This window comes from Bullifex porci (genome assembly GCF_009695635.1).
GTDB lineage: Bacteria > Spirochaetota > Spirochaetia > Sphaerochaetales > Sphaerochaetaceae > Bullifex > Bullifex porci.
Genome location: NZ_VUNN01000016.1, coordinates 42,319 through 59,287 on the forward strand (window position 1 = coordinate 42,319; position 16,969 = coordinate 59,287).

A 16,969-nucleotide genomic window follows, 5' to 3' on the forward strand; every position below is an offset into this window, starting at 1 on the left:
CAACAGCTATGAATAAGAAGACAAGAGCCTGGATGATAGCTATTTCAGGGACAGTAATGACTGGAACAATTTATGCTGCAATAGTTAATTGCTTTTCGCTATTTATTATCCCAATTTGTACTCAAAATGGATTTAGTAGAGGAAGCTTTAATATCTCTCTAACCTTACTGTATTGTGCCTATATGGTAGGCTCAATAATGTCAGGAAAGCTATTTAGACGATATGATTTAAAGAAGCTGATGCTTACTGCTTCTATTCTAATGCCTATACTATTTGGCTCTCTCGCCTTTACAACATCACTTTTTGTTTTTTATATAGTTTTTATTCTACTTGGTCTTATGATGCCATATGTTTCATTTGCAGCTTACTCAGTTTTAATTCATGACTGGTTTGAGAAAAATGAGGGAACTGCGGTAGGAATTGCTTTCATGGGTTCTGGCATTGGCGGAATGATATTAAATGTTATATCAGCTAGCTTAATTGAGAATAGGGGATACCAATTTGCATTTATAGTACTTTCTATTATGCTAGCGGCTGTAGCAATTCCAGTTACCTTACTTTTAGTAAAGCCTAACCATGAAAACTATGGTGTTGATAAAAATGTAGAGCACTCATCTGCACTATTTATCCCAGGAACTGGTAAGCTAATGGCATTAGCAACCGCAATTGGCTTTGGTATTACTATTATGTCACAAACAATGCCACCACACCTATATGATTTAGGGTTCTCACAGATGTATGCGGCATCTATGAATTCACTATTCATGGGTGGCTTATGCTTAGCAAAGCTTATAATGGGTTGGCTATATGACCGCTTGGGAGTTGTTAAAACTATTGTAATCTCATGCTCTATCGGTATTATTGGTGCATTAAGCTACCTATTTGGAGTAAATCAAATTCTGCACCCAACTATGATTATAGGAGCTGCAATGGCAACAGCTTTAGGCTCTGTATCATACCCTGTATTAGCAAGATATCTCTGTAAAGAGGAGCTATTTGCTTCAGCCTCAGGAAATGCATCTGCCTTTAATTTCTTAGGCTCCTCAATTGCACCATTTTTTATGAATTACCTTTATGATATTACATCCTCTTATAGTATAGGATATGTTGTCTCTATCATAATGCTTATATTTGTTTGCTTAGTAATTATTAGAACTAAACCAACTAAAGCTTGATGTGAGCAAACTCTTCAACTCTATCCCATGGAACAGGAAATCCTGCTCCGTGGGAGCAAAATACACTCGATGGTGTATTTTCTAAGTCAGAAAGAGGGTCGTAGGAAATACTATTAATTATTTCATCCTCATTATGACATCTATCATATTGTGATACTACAGTAGTTATTGTTCCTTCGCCCTTTGTATATGAGCGTAAAGTAATTGCGTAATTAAGCATTGTTGAAACTGGGCACTTACCTTCAAGAGTAATAAAGCTATCTCTAGAATCCTTTATAGTCGCATTACCACTCATCATTGTGATATCACTTAAAAATCTACCAACACTACTTTCTGGGATTATCGCAATAAAGGAATAGATTGGTTCAAGTAATATGGACCTTGCTTTCATAAGACCATTTCTTACTGCTCTATATGTTGCTTCTCTAAAGTCACCGCCCTCTGTATGCTTTAAATGTGCTCTTCCTGCTATTAGTGTAATTTCAATATCTGTAATAGGACTTCCTGTTAATATGCCAAGGTGCTCCTTCTCTTTTAGATGAGTTAGTATTAAACGTTGCCAGTTAAGCTCTAATAGATCTGTTGGCACTAAGCTTTTAAAGGAAAGGCCACTTCCTCTAGGCGCAGGAGAAAGCTTTAAATGAACCTCTGCATAGTGCTTAAGGGGCTCAAAGTGACCAATTCCATGTGAGCTATTTTCAATAGTCTCCTTATATTTTATTTTTCCATCCTTTAATTCGATAGCAATTCCATATCGTCTTTTTATGATGTCTGTAATTATTTCCTTTTGAATTTCACCCATAAGTGAGATTCTAATTTCATCTCTATTAATTCCAAGTGAGAGCTCAGGAAGCTCCTCTTGAAGCTCACTTAGTGCTCTATAAAGCTTTGAGATATCTGTTTGGTCACTTGCTATTACTTGGTATGTTAGAGCAGGAATAGCAGTTGGAACATATTGCATGGAGCTTCCATAGCACATCCCTGGCTTTGAATCCTTTAGCCCTACAATTTGTACAAGCTCTCCCGCTTTAACCTCCTTAACGGTTTCAGCCTTTTCACCAGATGATACTCTAAGCTCATTAGCCTTTTCTCCACCAAGCATATCCTTAGCATGTAAAACTCCACCAGTGACCTTTAAGTGTGTAAGCCTTGCTCCTAGCTTATCACGAGAGACTCTATATACTATTCCACTAAAGCTTTCACTATATGGCTTTGGCTCAAAATAGGTTGTAAGAATATTAATTAAATTATCAATTTCATTAAGCTTTAAGGCTGAACCAAATAGTAAAGGAAAGACCTTTCTTTCCTTTATTACTCTTTTTATATCATCAATAGTAATCTCTTTATTATCTAAATATTTCTCTGTAAGAGCGTCATCCTTTTCTGAAATATTCTCTATAAAGCCCTGTTCCTCTATGTTAGAGAAATCAATAATATTATCACTTAGGCCCTTATAAAGTGATGTTAAGAGTTGATCCTTTTCACCCTTAAACATATCTATTTTGTTAACAAATATCAGTGTTGGTATATTAGCTCTTTCTAACATTGGCCAAAGAGTTCTTGTATGAGCTTGAATTCCATCAGGGGCACTAAGCACTAATATAGCTACATCTAATACAGAAAGAGTACGCTCCATTTCAGCTGTGAGATCAACATGTCCTGGAGTATCTAGAAGTGTTATTTTAGATGTGGCTATTGCTTCCTTCGAAAATACAGTTATACCACGCTTTCTTTCTATTACATCTGTGTCTAGGAAGGTATTTCTATCATCAACTCTTCCTAGCTTTCTTATTACTCCCATTTTATAAAGAATTGCTTCAGAGAGTGTAGTTTTTCCTGCATCTACATGTGCAACTATTCCAGTAATTAAGCTCATAATTTGAAATGATAGCATACTAAAACTATTGTTTGCACACCCACCTTGGTCGTATTATTCAACTTATGAAAAAAGTACTCATTATAGGCTCCTGTACTGTTGATATCACTGTACCTCTTCCAAAGCTTCCAGCTTCTGCTGGATCTGTAAACTCTCTTCCTCATAGCTTTAGCTTAGGAGGGTGTGCCTTTAATGTTGCACGAGTACTTCACCTTTTGAAGGTTGACCATCTTCATTGCACTTCAATTGGAAGTGGAATGTATGGAGAGTTTGCTTTAAAGGAGCTAAATAGAGAGGGGATTACTCCATTTAGAGTTTCGAGTGCCCCGCATGGAGCATGTATTTGCTTAGTAGAGGAGAGTGGAGAGAGAAGCTTTATTGCTTACCATGGAGTTGAGTATACATTTGATAACTCCTGGCTTAAGGACATTGATTTAACCTCCTTTGATAGTGTCTATATTTGCGGAATTGAAATTGAAGAGGAAAGTGGTGATAAGATTATCACATTCCTTGAAAATAATAGAAACCTACAGATTTTCTTTTCTCCAGGCCCAAGAGTAAGCTTTATACCTAAAGATAGAGTTGAAAGAATTTTAGCATTAAACCCTATTATCCATGTAAGTGAGAGTGAGCTCTTTTCATTAGTTGATAGCAATAGCTTAGAGGATGGAGTAGGGAAATTATTTAATAAAAGTAATAATGATATTATAGTCACACTAGGAAATAAAGGTGCTCTATTATACAAAGATAAAGAGATGATATTTAAAGAGTCTTATAAAACTAACGTTGTTGATACAACCGGCGCTGGTGATTGCCATATTGGTGCATATATCTCTTATCTTACAATGGGGCTTTCTAAGGAAGAAGCGTTAGATAGAGCAAATTATTTAGCTTCCACTGTAGTTTCTCATGAGGGGCCTGCTTTAGTTTTATAAGCTGCCTCATTAATGTTATGAAGCAGCTATTATTAAAGCATTAGAAGAACTCAATTTCTGATGAAAGATTTCTAAGTAGTGCAACTACTGACCATGCAGCGATATCACTCTTTTCAGACCAGATATCAACTACAGCCTTAAGTCCATCTGTTTCAACTGTTAGTTTATGATCATCTCCTGGAAAGCTTGGAATACTTGTAATCTTTGCACTTGTATTATCTGGACCTATTGTTGATAGCGCAGTAGCAATTGCAACATTTACTTTAGTTGGAAGTAGAGAAATAGCATCCTTAGTTGTACCATTAAATACATCCTTCTCACTAGCTTGTAATTCTTCTTCATAAAGTGGTGTGTTTTTGAGTGAATTTGGACCCTTCCTTGTATGAATACCAGCTTTAATATCCTGTTTTTTTACTTCAGCCATTAGTGATATTGTTGAAAGTACATCAAAACCACCAACAGCTCCACTAGGGATATAAATCTTAGATTTTCCCTTTTTTGCACCTTCTTTACACGATTCTTTAAACTCTTCATCTGCAAAGGCTCCAATAGAAAGAGGAATTACACTGCTTCCATTTGATAGTGCCTCTACTGCAAATTCCTTTAATAGCTTTATTGAAGCTGTTTCAACTATAAAATCTGGCTTTAATGCAAGTAATGATGGAATATCTCCACAAACAGCTGCATCAATACCCTTTAAAAGCTCCATTGTATCATCGCTATTTCTTGAATATGCTCCAATTAATTTATAAGTCTTTAATAGTCCATTTCTATATGCATTAGCAACGATATTTCCAAGATGACCACAGCCTACAATTACAAAAGTCTTCATACCTTCTCCTTTTTAGCTACTATGACATTTATTAATCTTTAGGGCAATTGGTATAAAAACGTTCATAAGCTATATTATCCATACAAAAATCTTTCATTAAAAAAAATGACATATTGTGTAATTATCGGAATGATTCAAAACTTAGTCTTTGAGTTTCTTTATTTCACAGTGTATTCTTAAAAAGAGGATAATATGTACGAGAATATTGAGAAATACATTGATAAGCTAATGACAAGTGCTCCTGATATGCCACTTTGGAATATTGAATCAATTAAGCAGGGTAAGAAGCCTGCTTGGAACTATATCGATGGATGTATGACTACCTCTCTTTTAGAGATGTACAAGACAACCGGTGAAAAGAAGTATTTAGACTTCGTTATTTCCTTTATTAGCTACTATGTTCATGATGATGGTTCTATCCTTGGCTATGAGCCAACTAAGTACTCTACAGATGATGTTTGTGAGAGTAGAATTCTCTTTGATTTATATAGCTTTACAGGTGAAGAGAAGTATTTAAAGGCAATTAAGCTTACCTATTCACAGGTAGAAAAGCATCCAAGAACTAAGGAAGGAAACTTTATCCACAAGGCTATTTATCATGACCAGATTTGGCTTGATGGACTCTTTATGATGCAGCCTTTCTATACTCGATATCAGAGTACATTTGGTGGTAAGGATTACTCAGATATCATTAAGCAGTTTAAGAATGTAAGAGCTTTAATGTATGATGAGAAGGCAGGTCTATATTACCATGGCTATGATAGCTCAAGAACACTTTTCTGGGCCGATAAAACTACAGGTTTAAGCAAAAACTTCTGGCTTAGATCTATTGGTTGGTTCCTAGTTGGACTTGCCGATGTATATGGCTATATAGAGGAAGATCATGTAGAGGATAGAGCTGCTATAAAAGCAATCTTTACTGAAGCTATTAATGGTATTTTACGTTACCAGGATGATGAGACTAAGATGTTCTATCAGGTTCCAAATTTCCCAAAGAGAGAGGGAAATTACATTGAAACCTCTGGCTCTGCAATGGTTTCATATGCTCTATTAAAGGGTGCAAGACTTGGTATGCTGGATAAAGAATTTGCTGCTAAGGGTGCCGAGATCTTTAATGGTATTGTTAAAAATAAGATGAGTGCAGAAAACGGAGATCTAAACTTGAAGGATATCTGCTTAGTTGCAGGCCTTGGACCTGAGAATAATACTCGTCGTGATGGCTCCTACGAATACTATATTTCTGAGCCAATAGTAGAAAATGATGCTAAGGGTGTAGGTCCATTTATAATGGCATACACAGAGATAAAAAAACTAATGTAAGCTTGTTTTTGAGAGGTAGAATTTCTACCTCTCTTTTTTGTACTCCTTAGGGCTTGTCCCAACAATTCTTTTAAATTGCTTTGCAAAGTAGCTCATATCATTAAAGCCACACTCAGAGGCTATAGTAGATATTTTCTTATCTGTAGTAATAATTAAATATCGAGCCCTATCAATTCTCTTTTTTATAACATATTGCATAGGAGAGGCTCCTACTGTTTTCTTAAAGCTTTTAAGTAATATACTTTCACTTACATTAATTAGTTTTGAAAGCTGCTCATTATTAAGCTCATCACTTAAGCTATCATCAATAAAACGTAAAACCTTCTTTATCCTCTTATAGGTTACCTCATCATGCTTATTTATTTTTTGAATATCCTTAGTGTTTTCAGCAATTATGCGAAGTGCTTTTGTAATATGGTATCTAGCTTCATTTTCATAGTCATAGCCTTCATCTCTAATTAATGTATAGGCGCTCATCATGTTTTCAATTACAACATTCTGCCAATTAGCTTTACTGTTTAAAATAAGATATGAAAGCTTATCATTTTCTAAAAGAGGTGCAACTATTTCATGAAAGAAGATAGTATTCTCATCACCTATTAAAGTGTAATTGAAGACTAAGGAGTTTAGCTTTCCATTTCCACTCGCAGAGTGGAGATGACCTGAGTTAATAAATATAGCTTCTCCAATATTTAATTTAACTTCCTCTGTATCGATATGGAGAGTTAATACTCCCTCTGTGACAATAATAAACTCAATTTCCTCATGCCAATGAACACCTACCATCTCAATTGATAGATCCTCATCGTAGCAGGCTATAGGAAAAAGAATACTTCCATGAGCCTCTAGCTCTCTTTTTGTTGAATCGGTTTTTGTAACACACCTATAATTAACCATATGACGATTTTATCATATAAATTAACTTGATTAATCATATTGGTGATAGTTTATTTATGATATTATCGCACTATGACAACTATTCTATTGTTTGTTATTTATATTTCCTTTATTAGTCTTGGTCTTCCTGACTCGATCTTGGGGTCTGCTTGGCCAACAATGTATCAGGAGCTAGATGTTCCTGTTTCATATGCAGGTATTATTGCTGTTATTATCGCCTTTGGAACTATTGTTTCAAGTCTTCAAAGTGATAGACTCACCCTAAAGCTAGGACCTGGAAAGGTTACAGCTATAAGTGTTGTCTTAACAGCCTTTGCGCTATTTGGCTTTTCTATTTCATCAAGCTTTTTGATGCTTTGCTTATTTGCAATTCCATATGGCCTTGGTGCAGGTAGTGTCGATGCCTGCTTGAATAACTATGTAGCACTTCACTATAAGGGCTGGCATATGAGCCTTTTACATTGTATGTGGGGAGTAGGTGCAGTTACAGGACCAAATATTATGGCTTATGCATTAACTAATAATAAGGGCTGGAATTCAGGTTATTATTATATCTCAATGCTACAAATTGGGTTAACTGCAATACTTTTATTCTCTCTTCCTCTTTGGAAAAAGAGAGAAAGAATAGTTGATGGCAGGGAGACTAAATCCTTAAGCCTAAGAGAGGTTGTTAAAATTAAGGGAGTTAAGGAAGTTTTACTCTGTTTTCTGTGCTATTGTGGTGTTGAGCAAAGTGCAGGGCTCTGGGCAAGCTCCTACTTAAATATGTATAAGGGAGTACCTGCTGAGGAGGCTGCTCGCTATGCATCTATGTTCTTTATCGGTATAACAGTTGGTAGAGGTCTTAATGCAATTATTGCATTAAAGCTTAAAGATAGAACGATGGTTAGAATAGGTTTAACTATCATTGCTATTGGTATTATTGTAATGATAATCCCAGCCTCATCAATAATTACATTAATTGGTCTTATACTAATTGGTCTTGGCTGTGCTCCTATTTATCCAAGCTTAATACATGCAACTCCAGACTCCTTTGGAGAGGATAAATCACAAGCAGTAATTGGTATTCAAATGGCATTTGCATATATCGGAGTACTTGCTTTACCACCTCTATTTGGTTTTATTGCAGATTTCACAGATATATCGCTGCTTCCAGTATATATAACTATTTTATTTGTAGTAATGTTAATTTCCTTTGAGCGCTTACAGAAAAAGATTAAATAATACTTTGTAGATACTTTCCTTATTTTAGCAAGCTTTGAAAGGAGAGTATCTTACTATTTTCTTCTTTTGTTGGTAACCTTTAGCTATGAGAAGAAAGGATAGAGAAGTTACAAATAGAGAAGATATTCTAAGAATTATTAAAGAAGCAAAATATTTGCATCTTGCGCTCTTTGATGGGGCATACCCATATATTGTTTCATTACACTATGGCTTTACTAATGATGATCACTTTGTGTTTTATATGCATAGTGCAAAGGAAGGTCATAAGATAGATTTAATAAAAAATAATAGTAATGCTGCAATTACTCTTGAGAGCAATGTTGTCCTCCAGGAAAGTGAAAATGCATGTGCATATACATCAACCTTTTCATCTATCTTTGCTAAGGGAGAGGTAGCTTTGGTTGAGGATTTAAATGAAAAAAGAATAGCGCTAGAGCTAATTATGGAAAACCAAAGTGGAAAGCACTTTGAAATAACAGATAGTATGTGTGACTCTGTTCATATTATTAAATTTGTTGCGAAAGAGCTAAGTGCTAAAGAGAAAAAATGATAATAAGACCAATAAAAGAAAATGAGTTAAAGCAAATGGAAGGCTTCCTCTATGATGCTTTATTTGTGAGTGAAGGAGCAGAGCCCTTTCCTTTTGATATTATCTATAAAGCTGAGCTACAAGTGTACCTTAAGAATTTTGGTTCAGAGAGTAGTGATGTTTGTCTTGTAGCAGATAATGAGGGCAAATTAGTTGGTGCTGTGTGGGGAAGAATTATGAATGACTATGGGCACATAGATAATTTCACTCCATCACTTTGTATCTCAATTAAGGAGGGCTTTAGAGGTCTCGGTATTGGTACAAGCTTAATGGAAGAAATTGCTACCATTTATAGAAAAATGGGTTATAAAAGACTTTCTCTTTCATGTCAAAAAGCTAATAGAGCAGTAGGACTATATAAGAAGCTTGGCTATAGAGTATTTGAAGATAAGGGGGATGAGTTCATAATGGAGCTCGATTTATAATTATGAATAGAGTTAATAAAATTGCTATAGTCAGCCTTTCAAAAGGTATATTGGGTGAAGCCTTTGTAGCACATGAATTAGAGCTTGGAAAAAAGAGAATAAAAGAATTAGGTGTAGATCTTTGCTTTATGCCTAACGCTTTAAAGGGACTTGAGTATCTAGATAACCACCCTGAAGAGAGGGCTAAAGATTTACTACAGGCATTTAAGGATCCTTCTATTGATATGATCTTATGTGCTATAGGAGGTGATGATACATATCGCTTACTGCCTTATCTATTTGAAAATGATGAATTAAAAAATGCTGTCTCAGAAAAAATCTTTCTAGGGTTTTCTGACTCCACTATAAACCATTTGATGCTCAACAAAGTTGGCTTAAGAACCTTCTATGGACAAGCTTTTTTATCAGATGTATGTGAGTTATCAAGTAGCATGCTACCTTACTCAAAAAACTATTTTAATAAGCTAATAACAACTGGAAAGATAGATAAAATAGTTCCTTCCTCCATTTGGTATGATTCAAGAGAGGACTTCAGTGCTAATGCTATAGGTACTACTATGAAAGAGCATAGTAATGAAGGCTTCATACTCCTTCAAGGCTCTTCTATATTCTCAGGTAAGATTTTAGGAGGCTGTATCGATACTATTTACGATATCTTTGATGGTACAAGATATAAGGACTCACCTGAGCTATGTAAAAAATACTCTCTTTTCCCATCTCTTGATGAATGGAAGGGTAAGATTTTATTACTAGAGAGTAGTGAGGAGAAGGCTTCTGCTAAAAAATATCGTGATATGATTAAAGCCTTAAGTAATTATGGAATTTTTGATGTTATAAATGGTTTATTAATTGGTCAGCCAATGGATAGAACATATGAAGATGAGTATTTCGAGATTCTAAAGAGCGAGGTTGGTAATAAGAATCTTTCAATAGCTGCAAATATAAATGTTGGGCACTCAACTCCAAGATGCATAATACCTTTTGGTGTTACTGCTCATGTTGATATTTCAAAACAGGTAATAGAATTTGAATATTAAAATATAGATCAAAGAAAATAACTAAAGTTCTACTTTCCTTTAAGGTTAGTAGAACTATTTTTTTTAGGTAATAGCAGTAGAAACACTATCTTATGGTGTCTTTTAGCTGTTAGATTCTCAAATTTACGAAAATTTAAAAGTTTTTTTGTATTACTAGTAGGAGGTAATAAAAAAAGAGAGAGTAAATTCTCGTTATACTTTCTCGCCAAATACTACATTTTCAAAAAGGATAAATATTTTGATAATAAGAACAAAATATACAAAAGAAGAAAGGGAAATTGTGAAGGAATTAAGGCCAATTGATGACACCTTATTTCGAACAATGGCTAAGGGTAATATTATTCTTGTAGAGCATATCGTCAGATTATCTTTAAATAGAGATGATATAAAAATCTTAAGTGTAAATACTCAAGATGATATTCACCTCTTTAAAGATAGTCACTCTGTCATACTAGACTGTCTTGCAGTTGATAGTGAGGGTAATTTATATAACATAGAGGTACAAGCAACTAACACGGGTAATTTGAGAAAGCGAGCAAGGTATATATCATCAGCAATAGATGTTAAATATACTTTGGAAGCTGGAGAAAAGGACTATAACAAAATAAAAGACCAAATTGTTATATTCTTAATGGAGGATGATATCTTTGATAAAGGTAAGCAGTTATATGAATTTAAGAGATATGATGACCAATCGAAGTTGTCACTTGATGATGGGAGCCGTATAATTTATATAAATGCAAAGAATAAAGGCAGAAAAGAATTAGACAATTTAATGCAAAGCCTTATATCAAGTGATTATAAGACAATGAAAGACGATGTAATTAAGGAGTGTACTATGTATTATAAGACAAGTGAAATTGGTGAAGACGAAGTTTGTGAAGCAATGCGTGAGTATGTTGCAAAATCCTTTAAAACAGGCAGGGCTGAAGCTTTATTAGACTTAGTTAAAAAAGGCACTATTACCTTAGACTGTGCAATTGAGAACTCAAAATTACCTAAAGAAGAGTTCTTATCTATCGCAGAAACCTTAGGGTATAAGCTTTAATTAAGTTATCTTAATAAGCATGATAGCAAGAGAAAGCCTTGCTACATGCTTTTTTAAGTTAATCATTAATATTATTAACTTTCCTCTAGCAAAGAAGATCTATTATATTGATGCTACAATTATCATATTAAATGATTTATTAAGGTAGTATTCTCTTTTGAAAATATAATTAACAATCGATAATATTTAACGATAAATTGAAGAGGCTTATGTATAAAACTAAAGAAGAGCTAAAGAAAGAGTGTAGGGCTTTAGGTCTACCAGTTAGTGGCAGTAAGGAAGATTTAATTTATAGATTAAAAACTGGTGAGCCTACAACTATTAAAACTAGAGTAAAGAGTAATACTCCTACTGTTATCACAGATGAAACACTAATTGAAGAGAATATAGTTTGCTCACAAAAGCATAGAGAGTATTTTGTGAGTAAGCTAGGAAATGGTTTTTCCTTTAAGGTCTCATTTCAAAAATGGTTAAAAGCAAATGCAGGTAAAACATATCTAGATGCTGTTAATGCGTATAAGGATGTAATAAAAGTGAAAGAGAAAATTGATCCTCAATTTGAATATAATGCATATATTAAAGCTTTCTTTTCTTCCTGTAAGGGATATACTCTTAGTGATGCAATAAGGTGTTGGAATTTTAAAAAAGCTAATTCCTTGCATCCTATTTTTGATAAATCAGATTTAAGCGTATTGGAGCTATGATGAAAAAGAAGCTTTCTTTTATTTTTTTTGATTTTAATCTTATTGCTATCATGTTCTACAGAGAAAGAGATGACAGTAAGGCTTGAGGATGGGCTTACAATTTATAATGGAATTGAAAATAGAGAGTATAATATAAGTGAGGGTAAAGAGGGCGAATTAAAGGTAAGCTCAATAAAGGAAAGTGGAAAAATAGGATTAAAGGTAGCTTCTTTATCGGATCCTTCTTATATTCCCTATGAGGGAAGTAATTTGCCTGCATGCTTCGTTGTTAGATTAGAAAAAAGTGGTAAATATAAAGTAACTATAAGCTGCAAAAACTATAAAGGGACATATAGCGTGGAGTTTTCTGAGCTATGATGCAAAGAGACTTAACAAGAGGAAATGTAGCTTATTCATTAATCGTTTTTTCGTTACCAATGATTTTAGGGAATATACTTCAGCAGTGCTATAATATTGCTGATACTCTAATTGTTAGCTATGCACTAGGTCCTAATGCCCTTGCCGCAGTTGGTTCTTCATTTACTCTAATGACATTTATTACTTCAATAATTTTGGGCCTTTCAATTGGAAGTGGAACGCTCTTTTCTATTAGATTCGGACAAAGAGACGAGGATGGCCTTAAGGACAGTTTAGCGGCAGCATTTTTCTTAATTGCTATATTAACAATAATAATTACATCACTGTCTTATTTAACAATAAATTTACTTGAGAGCTTTTTAAGTGTACCTAAGACTATATGGCCATTTATGAAAAGCTATTTAATATTTATATATTTAGGAATTCCTGCAATTTTCTTATACAACTTTTTTTCTTCATTCCTAAGAGCATTAGGAGAGTCTAAAACACCTTTAATTTTTTTAGCTATTTCTACTATTTTGAACATTCTTTTAGATATTATATTTGTTTTGCTACTAAAGCTTGGAGTAATTGGAGCAGCAACTGCAACTATAATTTCACAGTATTTAGCAGGGCTTGGTATTATGCTCTATTCCTTTAAATATTCAAAGCTACTAAAGGGAGCTATAAGAATTAAAAGAGTTAAAAAAAGCGTTTTAAAGAATCTGTTTAGCTTTTCATTATTAACCTGCTTACAGCAGTCTGTAATGAACTTAGGAATATTGTTAGTCCAAGGTTTAATTAATAGCTTTGGAGCAGTAATAATGGCATCGTATGCTATTGCAGTAAAGATAGATGCTTTTGCTTATATGCCTTCACAGGAGTTTGGTAATGCATTCTCAACCTTTATTGCGCAAAATAGTGGTGCAAAGAAAAGTGATAGAATAAGGAAAGGAATTAAAGTTGCTTTTTCTATTTCAACTATCTACTGTCTATTAATGGCACTTATTTTAAACCTGTTATCAAGTGAGTTAATGAGTATATTTGTTAGTGATAGCACTATAATAAATGAAGGAGTAAGATACCTAAGAATTGAAGGCTCCTTCTACATTGGTATTGGCTATCTTTTCTTGCTATATGGGTTATTTAGAGCTCTATCTAAGCCTGGAATAAGCTTATTATTAACAATAATTTCCTTAGGAACTAGAGTCGTACTAGCATATATATTATCATCATTTATTGGTGTAGTTGGTATTTGGGTATCAATTGTAATAGGGTGGTTCTTAGCAGACCTTACAGGCATTCTGATTTATTTATTAAATCCCTATTTAAGAATGAATAAATAAGACACACTGTTGTCATATTTATTGCTCTATAATAGAGCTATGAAGAGTGAAAGACAATTAACAATTTTATCGATATTACTTCAAAAGGAAAGTATAACAGTATCTGAGCTTTCTAAGAAATTAGAGGTAAGTAAGCGAACGATACAAAGAGATATTGATACATTAGCTCAGGCTGGAATTCCAATTGTTTCAAAGCAAGGTCTAGGAGGTGGTATCTCAATAGTAGAGGGCTTTAAGCTTGATAAAACTCTGTTAACTGATAGTGAGATGGCTGCAATATTATCTGGATTAAGAAGCCTTGATAGCATTAGTAATAATAGTAGTAATCGTCACTTAATGGAAAAGCTTAGTGAAGGCTCTTCTAATGTACTTACACTTAATGAGTATATGTTAATTGATCTCTCATCTTGGGCTCATGATGAGATAACTTCAAAGCTTAGTACTTTTAAGGATGCAATAAAAAGTCGAAGGCTTGTTACATTTAGATATATAAGTCCAACAAGTGATGAATTAAGAAGAGTTGAACCATACTATTTAGTATTTCATTGGTCTAATTGGTATGTGTGGGCATATTCTATAGAGCGTTCTGCTATGAGGCTTTTTAAGCTTAATAGAATAGATGATATCAAGGTGTTAGATGAGTGCTATATAGATAGAAAGCCTGCAGAGCCAGTCTTCGCTGAGCAAGAATACTTTAATCCTTCTCTAGATGTAAGTGTTATCTTTGATAGCTCTGTAAGGTGGAGAGTATATGAAAGCTTTGGAAGAGAGAATTTAACTACACTTCCAGATAAAAGAGTATTATTTAAAGGGAAATTCGCAGATGAAGATTACTTTTTGCCATTTCTTCTATCCTTTCGTGATAAAGCAGAGATATTAGAGCCTGAATATTTAAGAGAAAGAATTTGTAAATTTTGTGATGAAATAAGGTGTGTATATGAAAAAATGGTTTGATGAAGAGTATGAATTTGCAATTACTGTTAAGGGCTATCTTAGAGGTGATAAAACAGAGGGCTATTGCAGAAATGGTGAAGAGATAGGAGATGAATATCACTCAACCTATGGGTGTCCTGTTAACAAGCAAAACCAAGGAATTTGTCCAAAGCTCATGATGATAGTATATCCAATTATGGAAGCAATAAGGAGTGGTGGGAGCTTAAAGAATATTGGAGGACAGGATGATTTTGAAAAGGATATAGTTTGTCCTGATGGGTGTGTTGTCTTCCATCTTTCAGCAAAGCCATTGGGAAATGCAAATTTCTATACTGGCAATATTGTTCATGAGACTTGATTATCTGAGGGAGAAGAGATAGATGTCTAGAATGTGGATCCCCTGGAGAGGCTGTAAAAAATATAGTAGTGGATGTTACAAATTAACCGCCGAGAAAGCTCACGCACCTTTGCCGAGAGATGAAAGGCGATAATGCGTAATGCCATAAAATGTGCTATAATGATGTCATGCGGACACTGACAGTAAAACTGTATGGTAGCGATGACTTCGGATACCTTAATGATATGATAAATATCGCCGGTATCATATACAACACGGCACTGACAATCATACAGGACCACTATACTGAAACAGGGAAGCTTTTAGATAAATACGAACTCCAGAAACAGCTCCGTGGTCTTCGCAACGTGGATGAAAACCACCACTGGCGTTATGTGGGAAGTCAGGCGGTACAGGAGATAACCGACAGGATATACAGGGCGTACCGGCTGTTTTTCACTAACAGGGAGAAGGGAGTCAAATGTTCGCCACCGCGACGTCGCAAGGTCAAAAAGTACAAAAGCGTCACCTACAAACAGGCGGGATACAGATTCCTTACTGGCGGACGTATAAGCATAAACGGACACATCTACAGATACTGGGACTCCTATGACGGACTCCTGGAGCGGATCAAAATCAAGACCGTAACGGTAAAGCGCAACATACTCGGAGAGTTTTTCGTCTACGTCACCACCGACAGCCCCGTCACCATACGTGAAACCAGGGACGGGCGCGGAGAGGTCGGCATGGACTTCGGACTCAAGATGTTCCTTTCGCTGTCGGACGGCACTATGATTAGGTCCCCAGAGTTTTTCAGACAGGGAGTAAACGAAGTCCGAAAAGCTAGCCGTGCCCTGAGCCGTAAGGTGATGGGAAGCAACGGATACGAGCGTGCACTGAAGGCACTGTACCGCAGGCACCAGGATATCGCCAACAGACGCAGGGACTGGTTCTGGAAGCTAAGCCATGAACTCTGTTCAAGGTACGGTGTCATAGCCATAGAAGACCTTAATATCAAGGGTATGGCGAGGATGTGGGGACGCAAGGTCCACGACTATGCGTTTTCGGAGTTTGTGGAAATATTGGAGTGGTGTGCCCGAAAGTACGGGACCAGGGTCATCAGGATTGGACGGTACTACCCGTCGTCCCAAACCTGCTCCGTCTGCGGACATGTATGGCCGAGCACCAAAGACCTCAGTGTCCGTGAGTGGACCTGCCCGGAATGCGGTGTGTATCACGACAGGGACGTGAATGCCGCGGTGAACATACTCGCTGAGGCAAAGCGTATCATGAATCGAATGGAACAGGCGAAGGACGCCTAGACTATAAGGCGAGGCCGGACGGGTCTCGCGGGCCAGAGACGGTGTAAGACGCCCTTCGGGGTGCAATCGTCGTTACCATGGCCAGATTCCCATGGGCTTGCCCGTGGGAGTACGTCAAATTGCTATATACATAAGGGGGACGCAAAACGTGGAGTTGATACATCAAATATTGTTAAGACTAAACAATTCGATTTACCAATATTAAAGGATAAAAATGATAATTATTAAATGAAAGCAGGTCTTGTTTATCGTATTCGTAATTTCACCGCTTATATATTTAAAAAGGACAGCCTAGTAAACTGTCCTTATGAATAAAAGATTTAATTGCTTAAATTACAATTTAATTGTTACGACCCCTAAGAACATATGGTTCTGTTCTTCCTTCAAGAGGTTTAGCTTCAGCAATTTGCTTTCTCAGCTCAATAACATCATCAAGCTTACACTTTCCAGGCAGCAAAGCTCTCCAAGCTTCCCTGTCTCCATTCTTAACCCTATTACAATTCAGGAACAAATGAGCCAAGTAATCAGTTGGGTTAATACCAAGGTTTCTACAAGATGCAATCAAAGAGAAGAAGAATGCAGAAACATCAGCTCCTGTTTCAGTAATACAGAAAAGGAAATTATTTAAATTTA

The 16,969-nt window shown here is 35.5% G+C and carries 18 protein-coding genes; 14 read left to right on the forward strand and 4 right to left on the reverse strand.

Annotated features, from left to right (window positions below):
* Positions 1-8: 8 nt before the first annotated feature.
* Positions 9-1,175 (forward strand): MFS transporter, encoded by a 1,167-nt coding sequence (locus FYJ80_RS08265; protein ID WP_154425870.1) that lies wholly within the window; start codon positions 9-11, stop codon positions 1,173-1,175.
* Here FYJ80_RS08265 and FYJ80_RS08270 read toward each other — a convergent pair.
* The gene (locus FYJ80_RS08270; protein WP_206361034.1) at positions 1,165-3,051 is read right to left on the reverse strand and encodes a GTP-binding protein; all 1,887 of its coding nucleotides are present in this window, start codon (positions 3,049-3,051) and stop codon (positions 1,165-1,167) included. The genes FYJ80_RS08265 and FYJ80_RS08270 overlap by 11 nt on opposite strands.
* Before the next feature lie 65 nt (positions 3,052-3,116).
* On the opposite strand from FYJ80_RS08270, the gene FYJ80_RS08275 reads away from it, so the two are divergent.
* Complete coding sequence (locus tag FYJ80_RS08275) at positions 3,117-3,986, forward strand: carbohydrate kinase family protein (RefSeq protein ID WP_154425874.1); 870 nt, start codon at positions 3,117-3,119, stop codon at positions 3,984-3,986.
* 40 nt (positions 3,987-4,026) lie between these two features.
* Here the strand turns inward: FYJ80_RS08275 and FYJ80_RS08280 are convergent, their stop codons facing one another.
* The gene (locus FYJ80_RS08280; protein ID WP_154425876.1) at positions 4,027-4,818 is read right to left on the reverse strand and encodes an aspartate dehydrogenase domain-containing protein; all 792 of its coding nucleotides are present in this window, start codon (positions 4,816-4,818) and stop codon (positions 4,027-4,029) included.
* 192 nt (positions 4,819-5,010) lie between these two features.
* On the opposite strand from FYJ80_RS08280, the gene FYJ80_RS08285 reads away from it, so the two are divergent.
* Entirely contained in the window at positions 5,011-6,138 is a 1,128-nt protein-coding gene (locus tag FYJ80_RS08285; RefSeq protein ID WP_154425878.1) for a glycoside hydrolase family 88/105 protein, read from the forward strand.
* A 24-nt stretch (positions 6,139-6,162) separates the two neighbouring features.
* Here the strand turns inward: FYJ80_RS08285 and FYJ80_RS08290 are convergent, their stop codons facing one another.
* Positions 6,163-7,035: an AraC family transcriptional regulator gene (locus tag FYJ80_RS08290; protein ID WP_154425880.1), complete on the reverse strand. Its 873-nt coding sequence runs from the start codon at positions 7,033-7,035 to the stop codon at positions 6,163-6,165.
* A 72-nt stretch (positions 7,036-7,107) separates the two neighbouring features.
* Here FYJ80_RS08290 and FYJ80_RS08295 point away from each other — a divergent pair, with 72 nt between their 5' ends.
* From FYJ80_RS08295 to FYJ80_RS08345, 11 genes are all read left to right on the forward strand, one after another.
* Complete coding sequence (locus tag FYJ80_RS08295; RefSeq protein ID WP_154425882.1) at positions 7,108-8,259, forward strand: MFS transporter; 1,152 nt, start codon at positions 7,108-7,110, stop codon at positions 8,257-8,259.
* A gap of 85 nt (positions 8,260-8,344) precedes the next feature.
* The gene (locus FYJ80_RS08300) at positions 8,345-8,809 is read left to right on the forward strand and encodes a pyridoxamine 5'-phosphate oxidase family protein (RefSeq protein WP_154425884.1); all 465 of its coding nucleotides are present in this window, start codon (positions 8,345-8,347) and stop codon (positions 8,807-8,809) included.
* Positions 8,806-9,273 (forward strand): GNAT family N-acetyltransferase, encoded by a 468-nt coding sequence (locus FYJ80_RS08305; protein ID WP_154425886.1) that lies wholly within the window; start codon positions 8,806-8,808, stop codon positions 9,271-9,273. Before FYJ80_RS08300 ends, FYJ80_RS08305 begins: the two co-directional genes overlap by 4 nt.
* A gap of 2 nt (positions 9,274-9,275) precedes the next feature.
* Positions 9,276-10,310: a S66 family peptidase gene (locus FYJ80_RS08310; protein ID WP_154425888.1), complete on the forward strand. Its 1,035-nt coding sequence runs from the start codon at positions 9,276-9,278 to the stop codon at positions 10,308-10,310.
* A 280-nt stretch (positions 10,311-10,590) separates the two neighbouring features.
* A complete protein-coding gene (locus FYJ80_RS08315; RefSeq protein WP_154425890.1) occupies positions 10,591-11,358 on the forward strand; it encodes an Rpn family recombination-promoting nuclease/putative transposase in 768 nt (255 codons plus the stop codon).
* 209 nt (positions 11,359-11,567) lie between these two features.
* The gene (locus FYJ80_RS08320) at positions 11,568-12,062 is read left to right on the forward strand and encodes a DUF6434 domain-containing protein (protein ID WP_154425892.1); all 495 of its coding nucleotides are present in this window, start codon (positions 11,568-11,570) and stop codon (positions 12,060-12,062) included.
* A gap of 69 nt (positions 12,063-12,131) precedes the next feature.
* Entirely contained in the window at positions 12,132-12,419 is a 288-nt protein-coding gene (locus tag FYJ80_RS08325) for a hypothetical protein (protein WP_154425894.1), read from the forward strand.
* A complete protein-coding gene (locus FYJ80_RS08330) occupies positions 12,416-13,744 on the forward strand; it encodes an MATE family efflux transporter (RefSeq protein WP_206361035.1) in 1,329 nt (442 codons plus the stop codon). The genes FYJ80_RS08325 and FYJ80_RS08330 overlap by 4 nt, the downstream gene beginning before the upstream one ends.
* A 39-nt stretch (positions 13,745-13,783) precedes the next feature.
* The gene (locus FYJ80_RS08335) at positions 13,784-14,698 is read left to right on the forward strand and encodes a helix-turn-helix transcriptional regulator (RefSeq protein ID WP_154425896.1); all 915 of its coding nucleotides are present in this window, start codon (positions 13,784-13,786) and stop codon (positions 14,696-14,698) included.
* Positions 14,682-15,035 carry a TIGR04076 family protein gene (locus FYJ80_RS08340; protein ID WP_154425898.1) on the forward strand — a complete coding sequence of 118 codons (354 nt, stop codon included), beginning with the start codon at positions 14,682-14,684 and terminating at the stop codon, positions 15,033-15,035. The genes FYJ80_RS08335 and FYJ80_RS08340 overlap by 17 nt, the downstream gene beginning before the upstream one ends.
* 167 nt (positions 15,036-15,202) lie before the next feature.
* Positions 15,203-16,336, forward strand: a complete 1,134-nt coding sequence (locus FYJ80_RS08345; RefSeq protein WP_206361036.1) for an RNA-guided endonuclease InsQ/TnpB family protein — start codon at positions 15,203-15,205, stop codon at positions 16,334-16,336.
* Between the two features lie 340 nt (positions 16,337-16,676).
* Here FYJ80_RS08345 and FYJ80_RS08350 read toward each other — a convergent pair.
* The coding region (locus FYJ80_RS08350) for a transposase domain-containing protein (protein ID WP_206361037.1) at positions 16,677-16,969 on the reverse strand (293 nt) is incomplete at its 5' end.